This window comes from Gordonia sp. JH63 (assembly GCF_009856645.1).
Lineage (GTDB): Bacteria > Actinomycetota > Actinomycetes > Mycobacteriales > Mycobacteriaceae > Gordonia > Gordonia hongkongensis.
Window position 1 is genome coordinate 4,117,820 of sequence record NZ_CP047235.1, and the last position, 14,506, is coordinate 4,132,325.

Below are 14,506 nucleotides of genomic sequence, written 5' to 3' on the forward strand. Positions count from 1 at the left end.
CTTCACCGCGCTTTCAACCCTGCCGGGTGCTCGTTGGGCACCACTGTAGCGGGGTCGCCCAGCTCGCCGCGGGTGCTGAACAGGCGACACCGTCAGCGCTTGCGCGTCAGCAGGTATGCGCCCCCGCCGACGGCCAGGACGAGGAACAAGATCGCCAAGAAGGTCTGGTCGAGCAGCAGCAACGTCACGAACACCGCGATGCCCGGTGACACCGCGACCAGGCTCATCGCCGGGTGCTGACGCACGACCTCCGACACCGCTCTGCTCTTGTCCCGATCGATGGCCATGATGCCCTCCCTGGTCGGTTGCACCCGGATCGGCCCGTGAACGGCCCGGGGTCGTGTGCCCAGGGTAGCCGCGTGTCGCGACAGGCCCGGAAAATCGCCCCCGTTCCGGTCAGGGACTCTGCGGTCTGACCCCTGCTCTCAGCTCATCGAACTGCCCGCGAAGCGAATAGCCATATCGTCAGCCACACGGTCCGATGTCGGCAGATGTATCTGCCCGAGGAGTCGGCCGGGACGTCCAACGCGAACATGTGCGGGTCGGCGAGGATGTCGGTGACCGCGGCGGAGCCGGCACCGATGTCGGGTCCACCCGATCATGTCTACTCCGACTGACATGTCTATGCCGTTCAGCGGCTTCCATTCTGGTGGAATGTGGAGGGCCGCGGTTTCTACTTCTTGCTTCGCTCCGAAGTCTGGTCTGACCTGGTTCACCTGGTAAGTAATCGACTGCATATTGCATCAGATGAGACGCCCCGGCGTTCTCACAAAGGATGGCCGCGGCAACCCCGTCCGGCGCATAGTCGTGGCATGCTGCGTTTCTGTGCTGACGTCTCAGCCGCGGACTGGATCACACGAAGTCGTGACGCGACCGACAACGTCGCGTCGGGCCAGGCTTGGAAAGCTCTAGCGCTGTTCGGCCCTCCTGAGTTCGAGGCCTACGCACGGGTCCGTTTCATACCGGATCCAGACCGTCCTCACCAGAGCGTTCCGAACAAGGACTTCACAGAGCCCGCCTATGAGGGCTACGAGCACGCCATCGTCGCCAGGACGTGTAGAGCCCTGGCTGCGGCGACGCGCAGCTCGGACGAGTGCTACTTCGCGATCTGGGCCGGCTATTCAGGTGTCGTGTCTCCTGTACCGGGTGGCCCTCGGATGTACATCCCCAACCGCGGCTACCACCTCTACGTCGGCACACTGTCCGACCTCAAGGCGTGGGAGGAGCCCTTGACGCACGAAACGCCTGCGATGTTTCACGACCCGCCGGCCTTTGTATGGCCCGCTGACCATGCCTGGTGCCTGGCAAGCGACACCGATCCTCACTGGGCCGGGATCGGGGCGAACACAGCCACCATCCGCGACCTCACATTGCGAAACGACATCGATGTCGTGACCGCAGACCGCTACGGTCGCCAGCCGTTCTACGACTGACCCACGGAACCGAGGACGGATGAAACGTCGCGGATTCCGATTACTGACCGTAGGTGTATGGCAGGTTGGCGTTGATCAGGTTGCCGATCCGATTGCACAGATGACGGAGCCGGCGGTCTTCCGGGTCGCGACCCGCTTTCGTCTGCCGATGCGGTGCGACTCGGCTGGGCTCAGGGAAAATGCGCGGGCAGTCGGCTGTTTCGTTGCACATCCTCGGCGTCGCACCCGCTCCTGTTGTCGGCTGCGTAGTGGCGATGACAACCCTGTTCGATCAACAGCCTGTGACTGCTGGGGTTTCTGTTCACCACGGTTCACTGCGGTTCACCACTGATGTTAGTGTGACATAGATTGCCGCACAGCTTGATTCGACGGCAGATAGGTTGTGGACAAACCTCGTCGTCGAACGTCTTGGCGAGTACATTGGTCTCATGTCCTCGATCACCGAGCTCCGCGACACCCTCATTGGTCTGCAACCCCCGCCCGACGACGGGAGTGGTCGCCTGGTAGTCGAGCGACTCGACGGACTACGCGTGCTGCGCAACGTCCTCGATCACCAGATCGCCGTCCACATCGCCCTGTTGGAGGATTCGGGGGCACCGGCGCGAGCTGGGTCGACGACCCGATCCTGGCTGATCGAGATGGGCCTACCCCCGACGGCCGCGCACCGCGGTGCACGGATCGCCGCCGGACTGGGATCGTTGCCGAAAGTCGCCGACTGCGCCGCCGACGGGTATCTCGCGGCCGAGTGTGTCGATGCCGTGGTCCGCGGCATCGCGTCCATCGACAAACAGGCAGCGCCCGCGCTGACCGACGACGACCTGTCGGCGTTCGAAAGCGAACTACTGGCGCAGGCCTTCTCCGGTGCCACCCCCGCCGAGATCAACACTCACGCCCGGAGCATCGCCATGCGGGTCGCCGATGACGATCCGCACGCGGTCGCGCCGGCCGATGATGCGTCGCTGAACACCTTGCACACCAGGGTGACCGACGAAGGCCGGGTCGCGATCAGCGCAGACGTCACCGCAGTGATCGGGGAAAAATTCTTGACGATGATCGACGAACGCTCCTGCCCACGCCCCGAACCCGACGGCGCCGACGACCGCCGCGATGCCGGCCAACGCCGCGCCGACGGTCTGGAACTCCTGCTCGATCAGGCCGCGATCGGCGCGGCCATGACCACCGCAGGAGCACCACGCACCCAACTACTGGTCACCATCCCTGCTGACGCTGCCGATCCGGCGCGTCTGCCGTGGGTGGGCGTGGTGTCGGCGTCGACGGCGCGCCGGTTGTCGTGTGACGGCGCGGTCGCCGAGATCGTCCTCGACGCCGAAGGCGTGCCGCTACGGATGGGAACGACGAAACGACTGTTTCCGCATCACTTACGTCAGGCGATCGTCGTGCGGGATGCGTGTTGTGTGAAATGCGGTGCCCCAGCAGCACATACCCAAGTGCATCATCTGGTCCACTGGGCCGACGGCGGACCGACGGATCTGGACAACGGCTGCCTACTCTGCCAGCGCTGCCACACCCAGGTCCATCACCACGGCTGGGAGGTGGTGATGGGCCCGGACCGGCATCCCTGGTTGATCCCACCCGCCGACATCGACCCGAAACGCCTCCCCCGACCCGCCTACAATCGGCGCACCATGCGACTCGACGACGCACTCGTCTAACCGTCCCCGCCGCACCAGACCCTCGGGCATCGACCCCGATGCCACACGATCTTTGACAACTCCACAGTGTGAAACCGAACCCCACCCACCGGGATGCTGCAGCGAAAGGCAATCACTTGCAATCACTTTCGGTACACATCCCGGTTGGGTCGGGGGCGACCTTGCAATGAAATCCACCGATCTCGCCCTCGACAGCAACCGTTGGCCACGCGGGTAGGTCAGCCATGGTCGGCCAACACCCACCCCTCAGCTCAGGAAGCACGGAACTTGCGGCTCTGCCGGATCAGGCCGCGGCATCTCCGGAGTCAGTGCCGGAATCTGAATCGACGCTAGAGTCCGACCCGCTCCCGGGGTCGGTGTCGTCGGAATCCGAGGTGTCGGCATCGGCTCCGTCGGAATCCGAGCTGTCGGGAGCCGAGACGTCGGGATCGACGCTGTCCGAATCCGGGTTCCCGGAATCCTCGCTGTCGGAGTCCGAGCCGCCCGACTCGGCTGCATCGGCGTCGCCGGCATCCGAGCCCTCGACGCCGCTGTAGTCGGTGGGCTCTGGCGTCCGGTGCTTGCCGACGTAGGAGTTCTCCGCCGAGCGGTGCTTGCCGACGTAGCTATCGGCCTCGTCGGTCTCATCGTCGGTGGCGGCCGAATCCGCCGATGTGTCGACGACCGACATGCTCGCGCGCGCCAAAGTGTTCGACGCGCCGGTGTCTATTGGATCGGTGGCGGGCAGGCCGAACGGGAACTCGTAACTCGGGATGCGGATCACGGGGACGAGTTCGCCGGTGTCGAGTTGCCCGAATTCGATGACCGGCAGGCCCAGTCGATTCGGCCGGAGCTCGCCGTTGACCTCGACCAGCGGTCGGAAGGTGACGGTCGAACCCAGCCAGTCGACGGTGATCGGAGCCGTGAATCCGTAATCGCTCGTCAGCCGGAGGAAGTTCCCGCTGAACAGGTCGTAGTCGCCCCCGATGCTCAGGCGGGCGAAGTCCTTGGAAAGCGACATCCAGTCGCCGTCGAAGTCGATTCCGGAACCACTCAGGGCGCCGGCGAGCAGACCCTCGAGAACGTCGGCGCCGAGTCCGCCGAGAACCCCTCCCGGATCGGCGATCAGCGCTGTCGGGTCAGTGAGCGCGAACTGGAGTTCGCCGTTCGGTTGCTGCCACCGGAAGTCGAAGGTGCCCAGCACGTTCGCGCAGGCTCCGACGCCGTCGGCATAGGCACCGGTGAGGCCGCCATAGCAACCCACGCCCTGGACGCCGGGGATCGTCGTGATCGTCTCGCCGAGGACCGTGACGTCGAGCGGCCCGGTGTTCCACGCGTGTGCCATCCCGATCAGTGCGAACGACCTCGCCGTCCGTCCGTCACTCGCCCCCGCGGTCGCGATGCTCAGCGGCAGATACGATGTCGCAGTTGCGTCGCCGCCACGGTATGCGAGCGCGAACTGGAAGCCGTTCCCGGCGACCGTCGCCGAACCCTCGGTGGCGGGGCCGTCGGTCATCGTCGGCGGCAGGTCGATGCCGAGAAAGCGGAGGATGTCGCCGAGGACCGAACCGGACACGGTGTCGAACACCTGCTTGACCGGATCGTAGATCGCGACCGGCACCACCTCGATGCGGTCGGGCAGGACGACGGCGAGTCCGATGCCGCCGAGCTCGGTGCTCGACTGAGAGCAGTCGGCCCCGTCCCGGACGCCGCCGGACAGGCAGCTCTGGATGCGCCACTGCTCCGCGATGTCGGCGAGCGCGCCGTTCCCGATCTCGGAGATCAGACTGCCGAGCGGGTTTCCGCTGTTGAAACCGTTCAGCCAGTCGTCGAGTTCGCCGATCGCCGGTGGTATCACCGCGGCCTCGGCCACCGTCGGCTCCGCGACCTGCCCCGCTCCGATCGCGGCTACGGTCGCCAACGCGGCCGCCCCCGCGATCGCACGATGCTGCCGCCGCTGCTTCCGGTTCTCGCGTCGAGCGACCTTCTCCGATCGCTGAATTCCGCTGCGCCCCAACCTGGTCATCCGTCCCACCCTCTTCTCCCCGACCGCCCGAGCTGAGTAAGTGAATCATCACGCTCGGTGAACAGATGGTCGATCGGAGGAAATGGCACGAATCGGCGGTTCTGGTCAGACGTCCCACCCCTACCAGCGGTCGCGATCGAGACCCTGACCGGTGGCACCGGCGTCGGCGGCGCACCCGAATCCCACGAGCCAGCGGGCAGGACCGCTCTCTCCCGCGGCGATCTCGACCTTGCCCAGCATCATCGGCTCGGGCAGGGCGGCCAGGAACTCCCCCAGCGCCGACGGGGCGAGCGTCCACACCTCGCCGCGAATCGCACGGCCGGCCTCGGGATCGCGGATCAGTCCCGGTTTGGGCGGGGTCGTATCAAGTGCGACCAGACGGTACGACTGGGTCGTGGTGACCTCGCCGGCCCACCGGGCACCCCGTTCGCTGAGCTCGTGCGTCAGAGGCCCACCCCGCATGTGCGCCCCGAAGACCGCGAGTTCGATCGCATCGTCGGGCTCCGCCCAGGAGGACGCCACCGAGTCGTCACCGACGAAGCGACGTGCCACGTCGACGAGCACGGCGTCGGCATGCGCGACGCCCAGGAACGTGACGCCGAACTGTGCTGTGCTGCCGTCGTCTTCGACGACCGTCCCGGCCGGCACCGCGAGTCCGCAGAGGTCGAAGAGGTTGCAGAAGTTGGTGTACGTGCCCATCCGCGAGTTCACGCCCACCGGATCGGCGGCCACCTCGGCGAGCGTCGGGTGCGCCGGCGCGGTCGGGACCATCAGGACCGTCGCATCGCCCCACTGGTCCATCGCCGCCGCACGAAGGTCCGCCAGCCGACGACGGGCGCGCAACAGGTCGACCGCCGAGAAACGGTCCGCCGCACCGATGATGGCCGACACCGTCGGATCGAGGCCGGCGGCGCCGGGATCGGCAACGGAATCGAGGTACTCCCCCACCGCCTCGTATCGCTCGGCGACGAGCGCGTCGTCGTAGAGGAGCCGGGCGGCCTCGAGGAACGGCGACAGGTCGATGGTCTTGATCATGAGCCCCGCCGCCTCGGCACGATGCACCGCGTCGTCGAACGCGGCGCGCCATCTGTCGTCCAGACCGGGCAGCTCGGTGGGCACGGCGACGACCGGGCGTTCGGGCGCGGCGTAGGGCATAGACTTCGGGAAGGGGCGTGTCCCAGCGGCTTTCGCCATCACCGCAACCGATCGGTCGGCCAGCGCGAGGTCGGCGGCGAAGATGGTGAGGACATCGTAGCTCCGACAGGCGGGTACGACTCCGTCGGTGGAGACGACACCGAGGGTCGGCTTGACACCGACGATGCCCTGCAGGCCCGCCGGCACCCGACCCGACCCGGCGGTGTCGGTCCCGATGGCGATGTCGGCGAATCCGAGGGCGACCGCCACCGCCGATCCCGAGCTCGATCCACCCGAGATGCGGTCGAGGCGTCGGGAATCCCGCACCGCGCCATAGGGGCTGCGCGTTCCCACCAGTCCGGTCGCGAACTGGTCGAGGTTGGTCTTGCCCAGCACCACCGCGCCGGCCGCACGCAGGGCGGCGACCGCGGGCGCATCGGCCTCGGGGGTGAAAGCGAAACCGGGACACCCGGCGGTGGTCGGCAGACCGCCGACGTCGACGTTGTCCTTGACCGCGAGAAGAACGCCCGCCAGCGGTCCGCCGGTCGCGACGGACCGCTCGTATTCGGCACGCACCTCGGCCTCGGGCCGGAGCGTGATGAACACCTCCGGACGATTCGCCTCGGCGATCCGCGCGTACACCTCGTCGATCCTGCTCATGCCACCCGCTCCTCGTCGTCCGCGTTCTCCGACGCTCCGCCGTCGGCCACGCTCACACCGGCCGCTCGCGCAGCGAATTCACCTTGTAACGACCATCTCTCGCGCTCCTCCGCACGGGCGATCTCCATCGTCTCCCGGCGAGCGGCGATGTCGCCGGCGTGCTCGTCGAGGAAGCGCTGATGCGCGGCCAGCGAGAACTCGCCGTCGACGATCTTCGTGCTGTCGCCGCGCCCGGCGGCGACGTCGGCCCGCATGTCGAGCAGCTCCTCCGAGCTGACCGGATACCAGTGAATACGGTCGAAGAACCGCAGCAGCCACGGATGTTCGGGATCGAAACCCGGGGCCGGCAACGGATGCCGGTGGTTCCACACCTGGGTTGTCCGTCCGACGAACTGATAACCGCCCGGGCCTTCCATGCCGTAGATGCACAGGTAGGCGCCGCCGATACCCACCGCGTTCTCCGGGGTCCAGGTGCGGGCCGGGTTGTACTTGGTCGTGACCAGGCGGTGGCGGGGATCCAGCGGAACAGCCACCGGCGCACCGAGATAGACGTCGCCGAGACCGAGGACGAGGTAACTGGCGTCGAAGACCGTGCGGTACACGTCGTCGACGGAGTCCAGGCCGTTCATCCGGCGGATGAACTCGATGTTCCACGGACACCACGGGGCGTCGGACCGCACGCCGAGCATGTACCGTTCGATTGCTTCGCGAGTGGCCGGGTCGTCCCATGAGAGCGGCAGGTGCACCGTACGGCTCGGCACCACGAGGTCTTCGGCGGCCGGCAGTTGGCTCTCGCATTCGGTCAGCCACTCCAGCATCTGCGCCTGCGACCACACGTCCGGGTCCGCCTTCACCTGCAGGGAGCGGATTCCTGGCGTGAGATCGATGAGCCCGCGCGGCTTCTCGGCGGCGATCCGCTCGGCCAGCGCATGTACCCGGGCCCGCAGGGCCAGGTCGAGGTGCATCTCGCCGTACTCGACGAGCACGTTGTCGTCGCCGGACCGGCGGTAGGTGACGGTGGTCGATCCGTCGGCGGTCGTCGTGGTGCCCAGGATTCCGTTGTCGGCGTCGCCGCCCGACGACAGGACGTCGACGAAGCACGCTCGCCGGCCCAGCCCCACCTCTGCGGGCGAGGCCGCACGGTCACCGCGCACCGCGACGAACCGGATCGTGTCACCCGGCTTCAGCTGCCCGAGCTTCCAGCGCTGCGCGGTCGTGACCGTCACCGGGCACACGAATCCACCGAGACTCGGGCCGTCCGGGCCGAGCAGAATCGGTGTGTCCCCGGTGAAGTCGAGGGCACCGACAGAATAGGCGGTGTCATGGATGTTCGACGGGTGCAGACCGGCCTCGCCACCGTCGTCGCGCGCCCACCGGGGTTTGGGGCCGATCAACCGGATACCGGTCCGGTCGGAGTTGAAGTGCACCTCGTAGTCGGTCGCGAACAGATCGGCGATGTCGTCCTCGGTGAAGAACTCCGGGGCGCCGTGGGGTCCGACGGTCACCGCCAATTGCCAGCTGTTGGTGAACGCCGGCTGCTCGTCGGACAGGATGCGCCGAGGCGCGCCGACCGGCGCACCCAGCAACGCGAGATCGTCGCCGGCCACCAGCGCCCGCCCGTCGAGCCCGCCGAACTTCCCCATGGTGAAGGTGGACCGGCTCCCGAGGTGATCGGCGGCGTCGAACCCGCCCCCCACCGCCAGATACGCCCGCATGCCGAGGGTGCCGATCGATCCGATGTCGAGCACGTCACCTGGTTCGAGAGTCAGCGGAACCCATTGCGGTGCAACTGTTCCGTTGATCGTCACCGGGACCGGCGCCCCGGTGACGGCCACGACCGCGGACCGGTCGAACCGCAGGGCCGGCCCCATCAGCGTGATCTCGAGACCGGCTGCCGTCCCCGGATTGCCGACAGCGATGTTGGCGAGCCGGAAGGACAGGTCGTCCATCGGACCGGAGGGGGGTACGCCGACCTTCCAGTACCCGACCCGGCCGGGCCAGTCCTGGATGGTGGTGAGCGAACCGGACCGCAGTACGGTCACCGCGCCCGTGGTGGTGGCAGACATGATGGTGGGATCCTCGTCGGAGTCAGGCGACGCCCGGGGGCGTGGGGGTGAACGGAGGTCAGGACGGCCGGGTGACGATGACGCGCACCGCCGTCGGATCGAATCCGTTGCAGGGGTTGTTGATCTGCGGGCAATTCGAGATGAGTACCAGGATGTCGACCTCGGCGCGCAGCGCCAGTCGCTTGCCGGGGGCGGACAACCCGTCGACGATCCCCAGCGAGCCGTCGGGATCGACGGGGACGTTCATGAAGAAGTTGACGTTGCCGACGAGGTCGGCCTTGCCGAGGCCGTGCCGGCTGCCCTCGATGAGGAAGTTCTCGACGCATGCGTGCTGGTGCTTGGTGTGGTGGCCGTAGCGCAGCGTGTTGGATTCCTGCGAGCAGGCGCCGCCGAGGGTGTCGTGGTTGCCGACCTCGTCGGCGACGATCGTCATCAGCGGAGTGGAGTCGTGGTCACGGATCACGCTGCCGGTGGTGAGGAAGATGTTGCCCTGCGCGGCGATCGTCGCCTGGGCCGAATACCGCTGGGCAGTGTCGGCGGCGGCGTAGAACAGCGTGTCGACGGCCTGGTTGCCGTGCAGGTCGACGATGGTCAGCACGTCGCCGGCGGGGACGACGCCCGACCACGGAGCCCGGTCGCCCACATGCGCGTCGTCGACGACGGCGCCGGGGACGAGAGCGAGTTCGGCGGCGGGCGCCGAGGCGAAATCGGTGATGAGTGCGGTGTTTGTCTCGTTCACGATGGGTGGTCCTCTCTGTGGGTCGGCTCAGTGATGAGCCGCGGCCCAGACGTCTTCGGAGTTGGCGACCGCGCGCTGGTACTCGGGGTCGGTGCCGGCGACCTCGGCCAGCAGCGTGTCGAGGTCGCTCTTCGCCTGCCACGCCAGCACTTCCAGCGAGGTGGTGTCGAAATGCGGCGACGGGTCGAGCGGATGCGCGGTGTTGGCGATCGCGAACGTGCACGGCAGATGCAGGATCAGATCGACCGAACGCCCGGGGCCCGCGCTGCCGGTCGAGCGCAGTGTCCCGTCGGCGTCGACGGTGACGCCGTGGAAGAACGACAGCGACGGCGCCACATCCGTGGGTGTCAGACCGTGCTTCGCGGCCGCGAGCGTGAACAGCTCACGTCCGGCCGGACTACCCGAATGCACCTCCCCGGCTCCATATCTCGCGGTGTTGCCCGCGAGGGTCGAGGTACCGCACAGGGCGTCGTGGTGACCGGAATCGTCGGCGACCACGGTTGCCAGCACGCGGCCCTGATCGCTGAGGAGCGGATGACCCGCACCCAGGTACGCCTGCCACGGGACCTTCACGGTGTCGGCGACGTTGAGACGCTCCCACGGCGCGTCGGCGCGCCAGAGCAGCAGATGTGCGCAGGCCGCGCCGGCCACATCGGTGAGCCGCAACCGGGTCCCCCGTGCCAGGACCTTGCTGGTGTAGCGGCCACCGGGCACCGCCTCCGCCCAGGTCAGCGAGGTGGGCGGGACGTCGGCGGGCGGGTTGGGCCAGGCCGATGCCGGCACCACCGGCATGCTGTCGGTGATGGCACCGGCCTGCGCGCGGGCGTGTTCGCGGGCGCCGGTGGTGGTGCCGGTACCCGGCGCGGTGATCGTACTCATTCGGAACTCCTTGTTGTAGAGGGTGTTCGGGTGCCACCCTGCTCCCCGAAAAGCGAGCTAGCGAACGTCTCCCCTGCTCCCTGAGGAGCGAGCTTCCGAGCGTCTCCCCCTGCTCCCTGAGGAGCGAGCTTGCGAGGGTCTCCCCTGCTCCCTGAGGAGCGAGCTTTCGAGCGTCTCCCCCTGCTCCCTGAGGAGCGAGCTTGCGAGCGTCACGAAGGGTCTTCGCAACTCGTCTCGCCAGACCCTTCGTGACGCGCCCTCCGCAAGCTCCGGGCGCTCCTCAGGGAGCAGTGGTTGTGCGGTTCTTTCGGATTAGGGAGCAAGGGGGCATCAGGCGGACGGGGAGGTCGTCACCGGTCGCGGGTGTTCTTTTCCGCGGGGGTAGCAGGCGATGCCGACGAGGACGGTCGCCACGATGCAGATGGGGCCGGCCCAGCGGAGGATCGGCATCTCACCGGACGGGTCGAAGACCTCGGCCCGCGGCCACGCCAGATTGATCACCATCAGGACGCCGTAGAGCACCGCGAGGGCGTTCACCACGATCCCGAAACGGCCGAGGCTGAACAGCTTTCGTCCGCCGGCGTCGACGGCCGGTGTGTCCCGGCCGCTGCCGTGCGGCCAGCCCTGGAACCGCCGGTAGAGCATCGGGCCGGTGACGGCGAGGTAGGCGAGGTAGATCAGGATGATGCACACGCTGGCGAGGGTCGCGAAGATCGCCGAGTTGCCGACGTTCACGAGCAGGATGCCGATGCAGAGCACACCGATCAGGATCGACGGCAGGATCGGCGTGCCGGTGCGGCTGTTGACGTGTGCCAGTTGCGCCGAGAACGGGAGCCGGCCGTCGCGAGCCATGGAGAACATCAGACGCGAGCAGGCGGTCTGGATGGCGAGGGTGCAGATGAAGATGGCCACCGCCACGTCGGCGAGCAGGACCTTGCCCCAGAAGCTGCCGAGCACGGAATCGAGGACGTACGGCAGACCGCCGGTCGCGAGTTGCTCATCGAGGGTGGGTGCCGCCATCAAGGTGCCGAGCAGCATCAGTCCGCCGCCGATGGCCGAGACGGTCAGCGCCATCCGGATGGTGCGCGGTGCGACGCGGCGCGGGTCCCTCGTCTCTTCGGCCAGCTCGCCCGCCGACCCGAAACCGACCATGACGTACGCGGCCATCAGACCGGAGACGATGAACGCCCAGATGTAACCGGGCTGCTGACCGGGAACGCCGGTGTCGAAGACGACGTCGGGACCGCGCTGGGCGTGGGTGAACAGTGCCAGGATCACCGCGACGACACCGACGAGCTCGCAGACGACGCCGATGCTGTTGACCCGGCTCATCCACCGGACACCGATGCAGTTGATCGCGGTCACGATGACCAGCAGGACCGAGCCGAGGAGGACGGCGTTGGCCGCACCGCTCGTGGTGGTGAGGGTTGGGTCGTCGCCGATGATCTGAAAGCCGATCCAGATCGACGGCAGAACGACCTGCAGGGCGATCGCGGCCGCGGCAGCGGTGACGACCTGCGCGATCATCATGAACCAGCCGCCGAACCAACCGACGACCTCGCCGCCCATTCGGCGGGACCACTGGTAGATCGCGCCCGAGATCGGGTATCGCGCCGCGATTTCGGCGAAGCACAGCGCCACCAGGAACTGGCCGGCGTAGACGATCGGCCAGGTCCAGAAGAAGGCCGGGCCGCCGAAACCGAAACCCAGACCGAACAACTGGAAGATGGTGGTCAGGATCGAGACGAACGAGAACCCCGCGGCGAAGGACGCGAACTTGCCGAGCGAACGATGGAGTTGCTGGTCGTAGCCGAGTGCCGAGAGGTCGTGTGCGTCGGCATTTCCGGCGCCCGGGCCGGACGATGATCCAGCGGCCGAGGAGGGCGATGCCGCGGGAGCCACTTCGGGGGTGGAGGTCATGCGCGGTCTTCCTTTCCGAGAGAAAGCTCCACGTTGAGCACGGTTGAGGCAGGCACTGTTTCCTGTCACCTGATAGGTAAGCCCTCGCTGATTTCTATCGATTGACAGAATTGTTCCGGTCGTGAAAACTCCCGTTACGTCCGCGTAACGCGCCTGGGATTTCCCCGGTCGGCGGGTCCGCGAACGGCCGAAGCACGCGGCCTGTCGGCTAGGGTCGAGAAATCCGGGTCACAAGATGCCCGGGTTGCGAGATCTGTTGACGCAATTGAGGAGACGACATGCCGTCCGGCTCGAGTACGGCCCCGACGCCGACCGGCCGCGGCCGCCCGCGCCTGGTACAGGCCCGACGCCGCGGGCAGACCGCGCGCGAGGAAATCCTCGACGCCGCTGCCGAATTGTTCACCCGCCACGGGTACACCGGGACGTCGACACGCATGATCGCCGAGGCGGTCGGCATCCGACAGGCGTCGATGTACCACTACTTCGGCACCAAAGACGACATTCTCGCGACCCTGCTGGAGACGACAGTCGTCGCCTCACTCGACCGCGCGCGGGTACTCCTCGACGGGGATGGACCCGCGCTCACGCGGCTGCTGGAGCTCGCGCGCTTCGACGTCGATCAGCTGGCACAGTCGCGCTGGAACCTCGGCGCCCTGTACCTGCTACCCGAGGTCGCCGACCAGCGGTTCGTCGAATTCCGTTCGGCACGGCAGGAATTGGCCGACTCCTATGCCGCCCTGGCGGCCGCGGCACTCGGCGACTCCACCGACAAGCGGACGCTGCTCCCTTTCCGGCTGGTGGAGTCGGTCATCATGATGCGCGCCGACGAACAGCGCGGCGAGCTCGGCGAACACACGGCCGCCGGTCTCGCCGCCACCGTCGTCGACGCGATCTCGCGAATCCTGTAGCAACAGAGCGCACATGGCCGACGTCGCTACGGAGTTCCCGCGAGCGTGACGGCTAGCAGGTTCCGATCACGCCACCCTGCAGCGCCACCTCCATCTTGCGCACGATGGAGCAGTCCGCCGGACCACTCCCGACACTCCGCATGGGTTCGACCTGCTTCACCGCGGGGGTCGGGGCGAGCTGCCGGCCGACCGGCCCGGTGACCTGCGGTACGACCGGCTCCGGGGCGGCATGCCGCGGCTGATGCGGGACGACGACCCGCTCGGCCGACACCTCGGTGGCGTCCGCGCGCAGGTGTCGCGGCTTGTCGACCGGCACCTTCCAGCCCTTGTCGTAGCCGTGCGCCGCACCGATCGCGACACCGGCCGCGACCGCGGGCAGCGCAACGAGGGTGGCGACCAGAGCCGTCCCCACCACGGGTCCGACGACGAGTCCGGTGGGCAAGAACGGGATTCCGAACAGCAGACCCAGTCCGCCGCCCACCACACCGCCGACCGCGAGGGCGAGGGGTGCTGCCACCCCGGCTCCGATGACGCCACCGACCGCGGCGTCACCGACCATCTGCTCGGCCACCCGGTCGGCCCGCGAGACCGGTACCCCGTTGCTCTGCAACACATCCGAGATTCCTTGGACGATCTCGCCGGCTCCCGCCGAGATCTGCGCGGCCAGTTGCGGGGACACCGCTCGCGGACGGGTCAGGTCCAGGTTGCCGACCCGAACCCGGTCCCCGACATCGGCGACCGGCACCGCCACCGAACCGAGTGGCCGTAGGTGCCGCGGCCCCGGCGTCGGGACGACCGACGTCACGTCCGGCCACGACCCGACCACCACCGGCGCCGCATCCGAGACCAGCGCGGCGTCGATCTGCGCGATGCGGAAAGCGTTGCCGGGCAGTGTTTGTGCTCCCGACGTCGATGAGGAGGGTACCACCGGGACGGGCAGGGCCACCCCGGGTGAGACCGCCTGGGCCACGGCCGGGGCCGTCACCGTGAGCGACGCGGCCATTGCGCAGCCAAGCAAGGCGCCCGCCGGGCGGCGACCGCGCGGACGTGGGCAACGGTGTGCGCCGGATTTGCCGTTCTTGTCCATGG

The 14,506-nt window shown here is 67.9% G+C and carries 11 protein-coding genes; 3 read left to right on the forward strand and 8 right to left on the reverse strand.

Annotated elements, in window-relative coordinates; genetic code table 11:
• Positions 1-92: 92 nt before the first annotated feature.
• Positions 93-287 (reverse strand): hypothetical protein, encoded by a 195-nt coding sequence (locus GR168_RS18300; RefSeq protein WP_058252431.1) that lies wholly within the window; start codon positions 285-287, stop codon positions 93-95.
• A 525-nt stretch (positions 288-812) separates the two neighbouring features.
• On the opposite strand from GR168_RS18300, the gene GR168_RS23985 reads away from it, so the two are divergent.
• Positions 813-1,433, forward strand: a complete 621-nt coding sequence (locus GR168_RS23985) for a hypothetical protein (RefSeq protein ID WP_238994933.1) — start codon at positions 813-815, stop codon at positions 1,431-1,433.
• A 428-nt stretch (positions 1,434-1,861) separates the two neighbouring features.
• Entirely contained in the window at positions 1,862-3,106 is a 1,245-nt protein-coding gene (locus GR168_RS18315; RefSeq protein ID WP_159371378.1) for an HNH endonuclease signature motif containing protein, read from the forward strand.
• A 283-nt stretch (positions 3,107-3,389) separates the two neighbouring features.
• Here GR168_RS18315 and GR168_RS18320 read toward each other — a convergent pair whose 3' ends face one another.
• From GR168_RS18320 to GR168_RS18345, 6 genes are all read right to left on the reverse strand, one after another.
• Entirely contained in the window at positions 3,390-5,111 is a 1,722-nt protein-coding gene (locus GR168_RS18320; RefSeq protein ID WP_159371379.1) for a hypothetical protein, read from the reverse strand.
• 120 nt (positions 5,112-5,231) lie between these two features.
• Entirely contained in the window at positions 5,232-6,905 is a 1,674-nt protein-coding gene (gene atzF, locus GR168_RS18325; RefSeq protein WP_159371380.1) for an allophanate hydrolase, read from the reverse strand.
• Positions 6,902-8,971, reverse strand: a complete 2,070-nt coding sequence (locus tag GR168_RS18330; protein ID WP_159371381.1) for a 5-oxoprolinase/urea amidolyase family protein — start codon at positions 8,969-8,971, stop codon at positions 6,902-6,904. Before GR168_RS18330 ends, atzF begins: the two co-directional genes overlap by 4 nt.
• Positions 8,972-9,029: 58 nt before the next feature.
• On the reverse strand, positions 9,030-9,710 hold the full coding sequence (locus tag GR168_RS18335; RefSeq protein ID WP_159371382.1) for an urea amidolyase associated protein UAAP2: 681 nt from the start codon (positions 9,708-9,710) through the stop codon (positions 9,030-9,032).
• A 27-nt stretch (positions 9,711-9,737) separates the two neighbouring features.
• Positions 9,738-10,589: an urea amidolyase associated protein UAAP1 gene (locus GR168_RS18340; RefSeq protein ID WP_159371383.1), complete on the reverse strand. Its 852-nt coding sequence runs from the start codon at positions 10,587-10,589 to the stop codon at positions 9,738-9,740.
• A gap of 330 nt (positions 10,590-10,919) precedes the next feature.
• The gene (locus GR168_RS18345; protein ID WP_159371384.1) at positions 10,920-12,509 is read right to left on the reverse strand and encodes an amino acid permease; all 1,590 of its coding nucleotides are present in this window, start codon (positions 12,507-12,509) and stop codon (positions 10,920-10,922) included.
• Between the two features lie 278 nt (positions 12,510-12,787).
• Here GR168_RS18345 and GR168_RS18350 point away from each other — a divergent pair, with 278 nt between their 5' ends.
• Positions 12,788-13,417 (forward strand): TetR/AcrR family transcriptional regulator, encoded by a 630-nt coding sequence (locus GR168_RS18350; protein WP_159371385.1) that lies wholly within the window; start codon positions 12,788-12,790, stop codon positions 13,415-13,417.
• A 52-nt stretch (positions 13,418-13,469) separates the two neighbouring features.
• On the opposite strand, the gene GR168_RS18355 is transcribed toward GR168_RS18350, so the two are convergent.
• A complete protein-coding gene (locus GR168_RS18355) occupies positions 13,470-14,504 on the reverse strand; it encodes a hypothetical protein (protein ID WP_159371386.1) in 1,035 nt (344 codons plus the stop codon).
• Between the last annotated feature and the right edge of the window lie 2 nt (positions 14,505-14,506).

Excerpts from the sequence above, each read along its gene's own strand:
- GR168_RS18315 (WP_159371378.1), top strand. The coding sequence starts at position 1,862 with ATGTCCTCGATCACCGAGCTCCGCGACACCCTCATTGGTCTGCAACCC.
- GR168_RS18355 (WP_159371386.1), bottom strand. The coding sequence starts at position 14,504 with ATGGACAAGAACGGCAAATCCGGCGCACACCGTTGCCCACGTCCGCGC.
- GR168_RS18320 (WP_159371379.1), bottom strand. The coding sequence starts at position 5,111 with ATGACCAGGTTGGGGCGCAGCGGAATTCAGCGATCGGAGAAGGTCGCT.
- GR168_RS18350 (WP_159371385.1), top strand. The coding sequence starts at position 12,788 with ATGCCGTCCGGCTCGAGTACGGCCCCGACGCCGACCGGCCGCGGCCGC.
- GR168_RS18345 (WP_159371384.1), bottom strand. The coding sequence starts at position 12,509 with ATGACCTCCACCCCCGAAGTGGCTCCCGCGGCATCGCCCTCCTCGGCC.
- GR168_RS23985 (WP_238994933.1), top strand. The coding sequence starts at position 813 with ATGCTGCGTTTCTGTGCTGACGTCTCAGCCGCGGACTGGATCACACGA.
- GR168_RS18330 (WP_159371381.1), bottom strand. The coding sequence starts at position 8,971 with ATGTCTGCCACCACCACGGGCGCGGTGACCGTACTGCGGTCCGGTTCG.
- GR168_RS18300 (WP_058252431.1), bottom strand. The coding sequence starts at position 287 with ATGGCCATCGATCGGGACAAGAGCAGAGCGGTGTCGGAGGTCGTGCGT.
- GR168_RS18340 (WP_159371383.1), bottom strand. The coding sequence starts at position 10,589 with ATGAGTACGATCACCGCGCCGGGTACCGGCACCACCACCGGCGCCCGC.
- atzF (WP_159371380.1), bottom strand. The coding sequence starts at position 6,905 with ATGAGCAGGATCGACGAGGTGTACGCGCGGATCGCCGAGGCGAATCGT.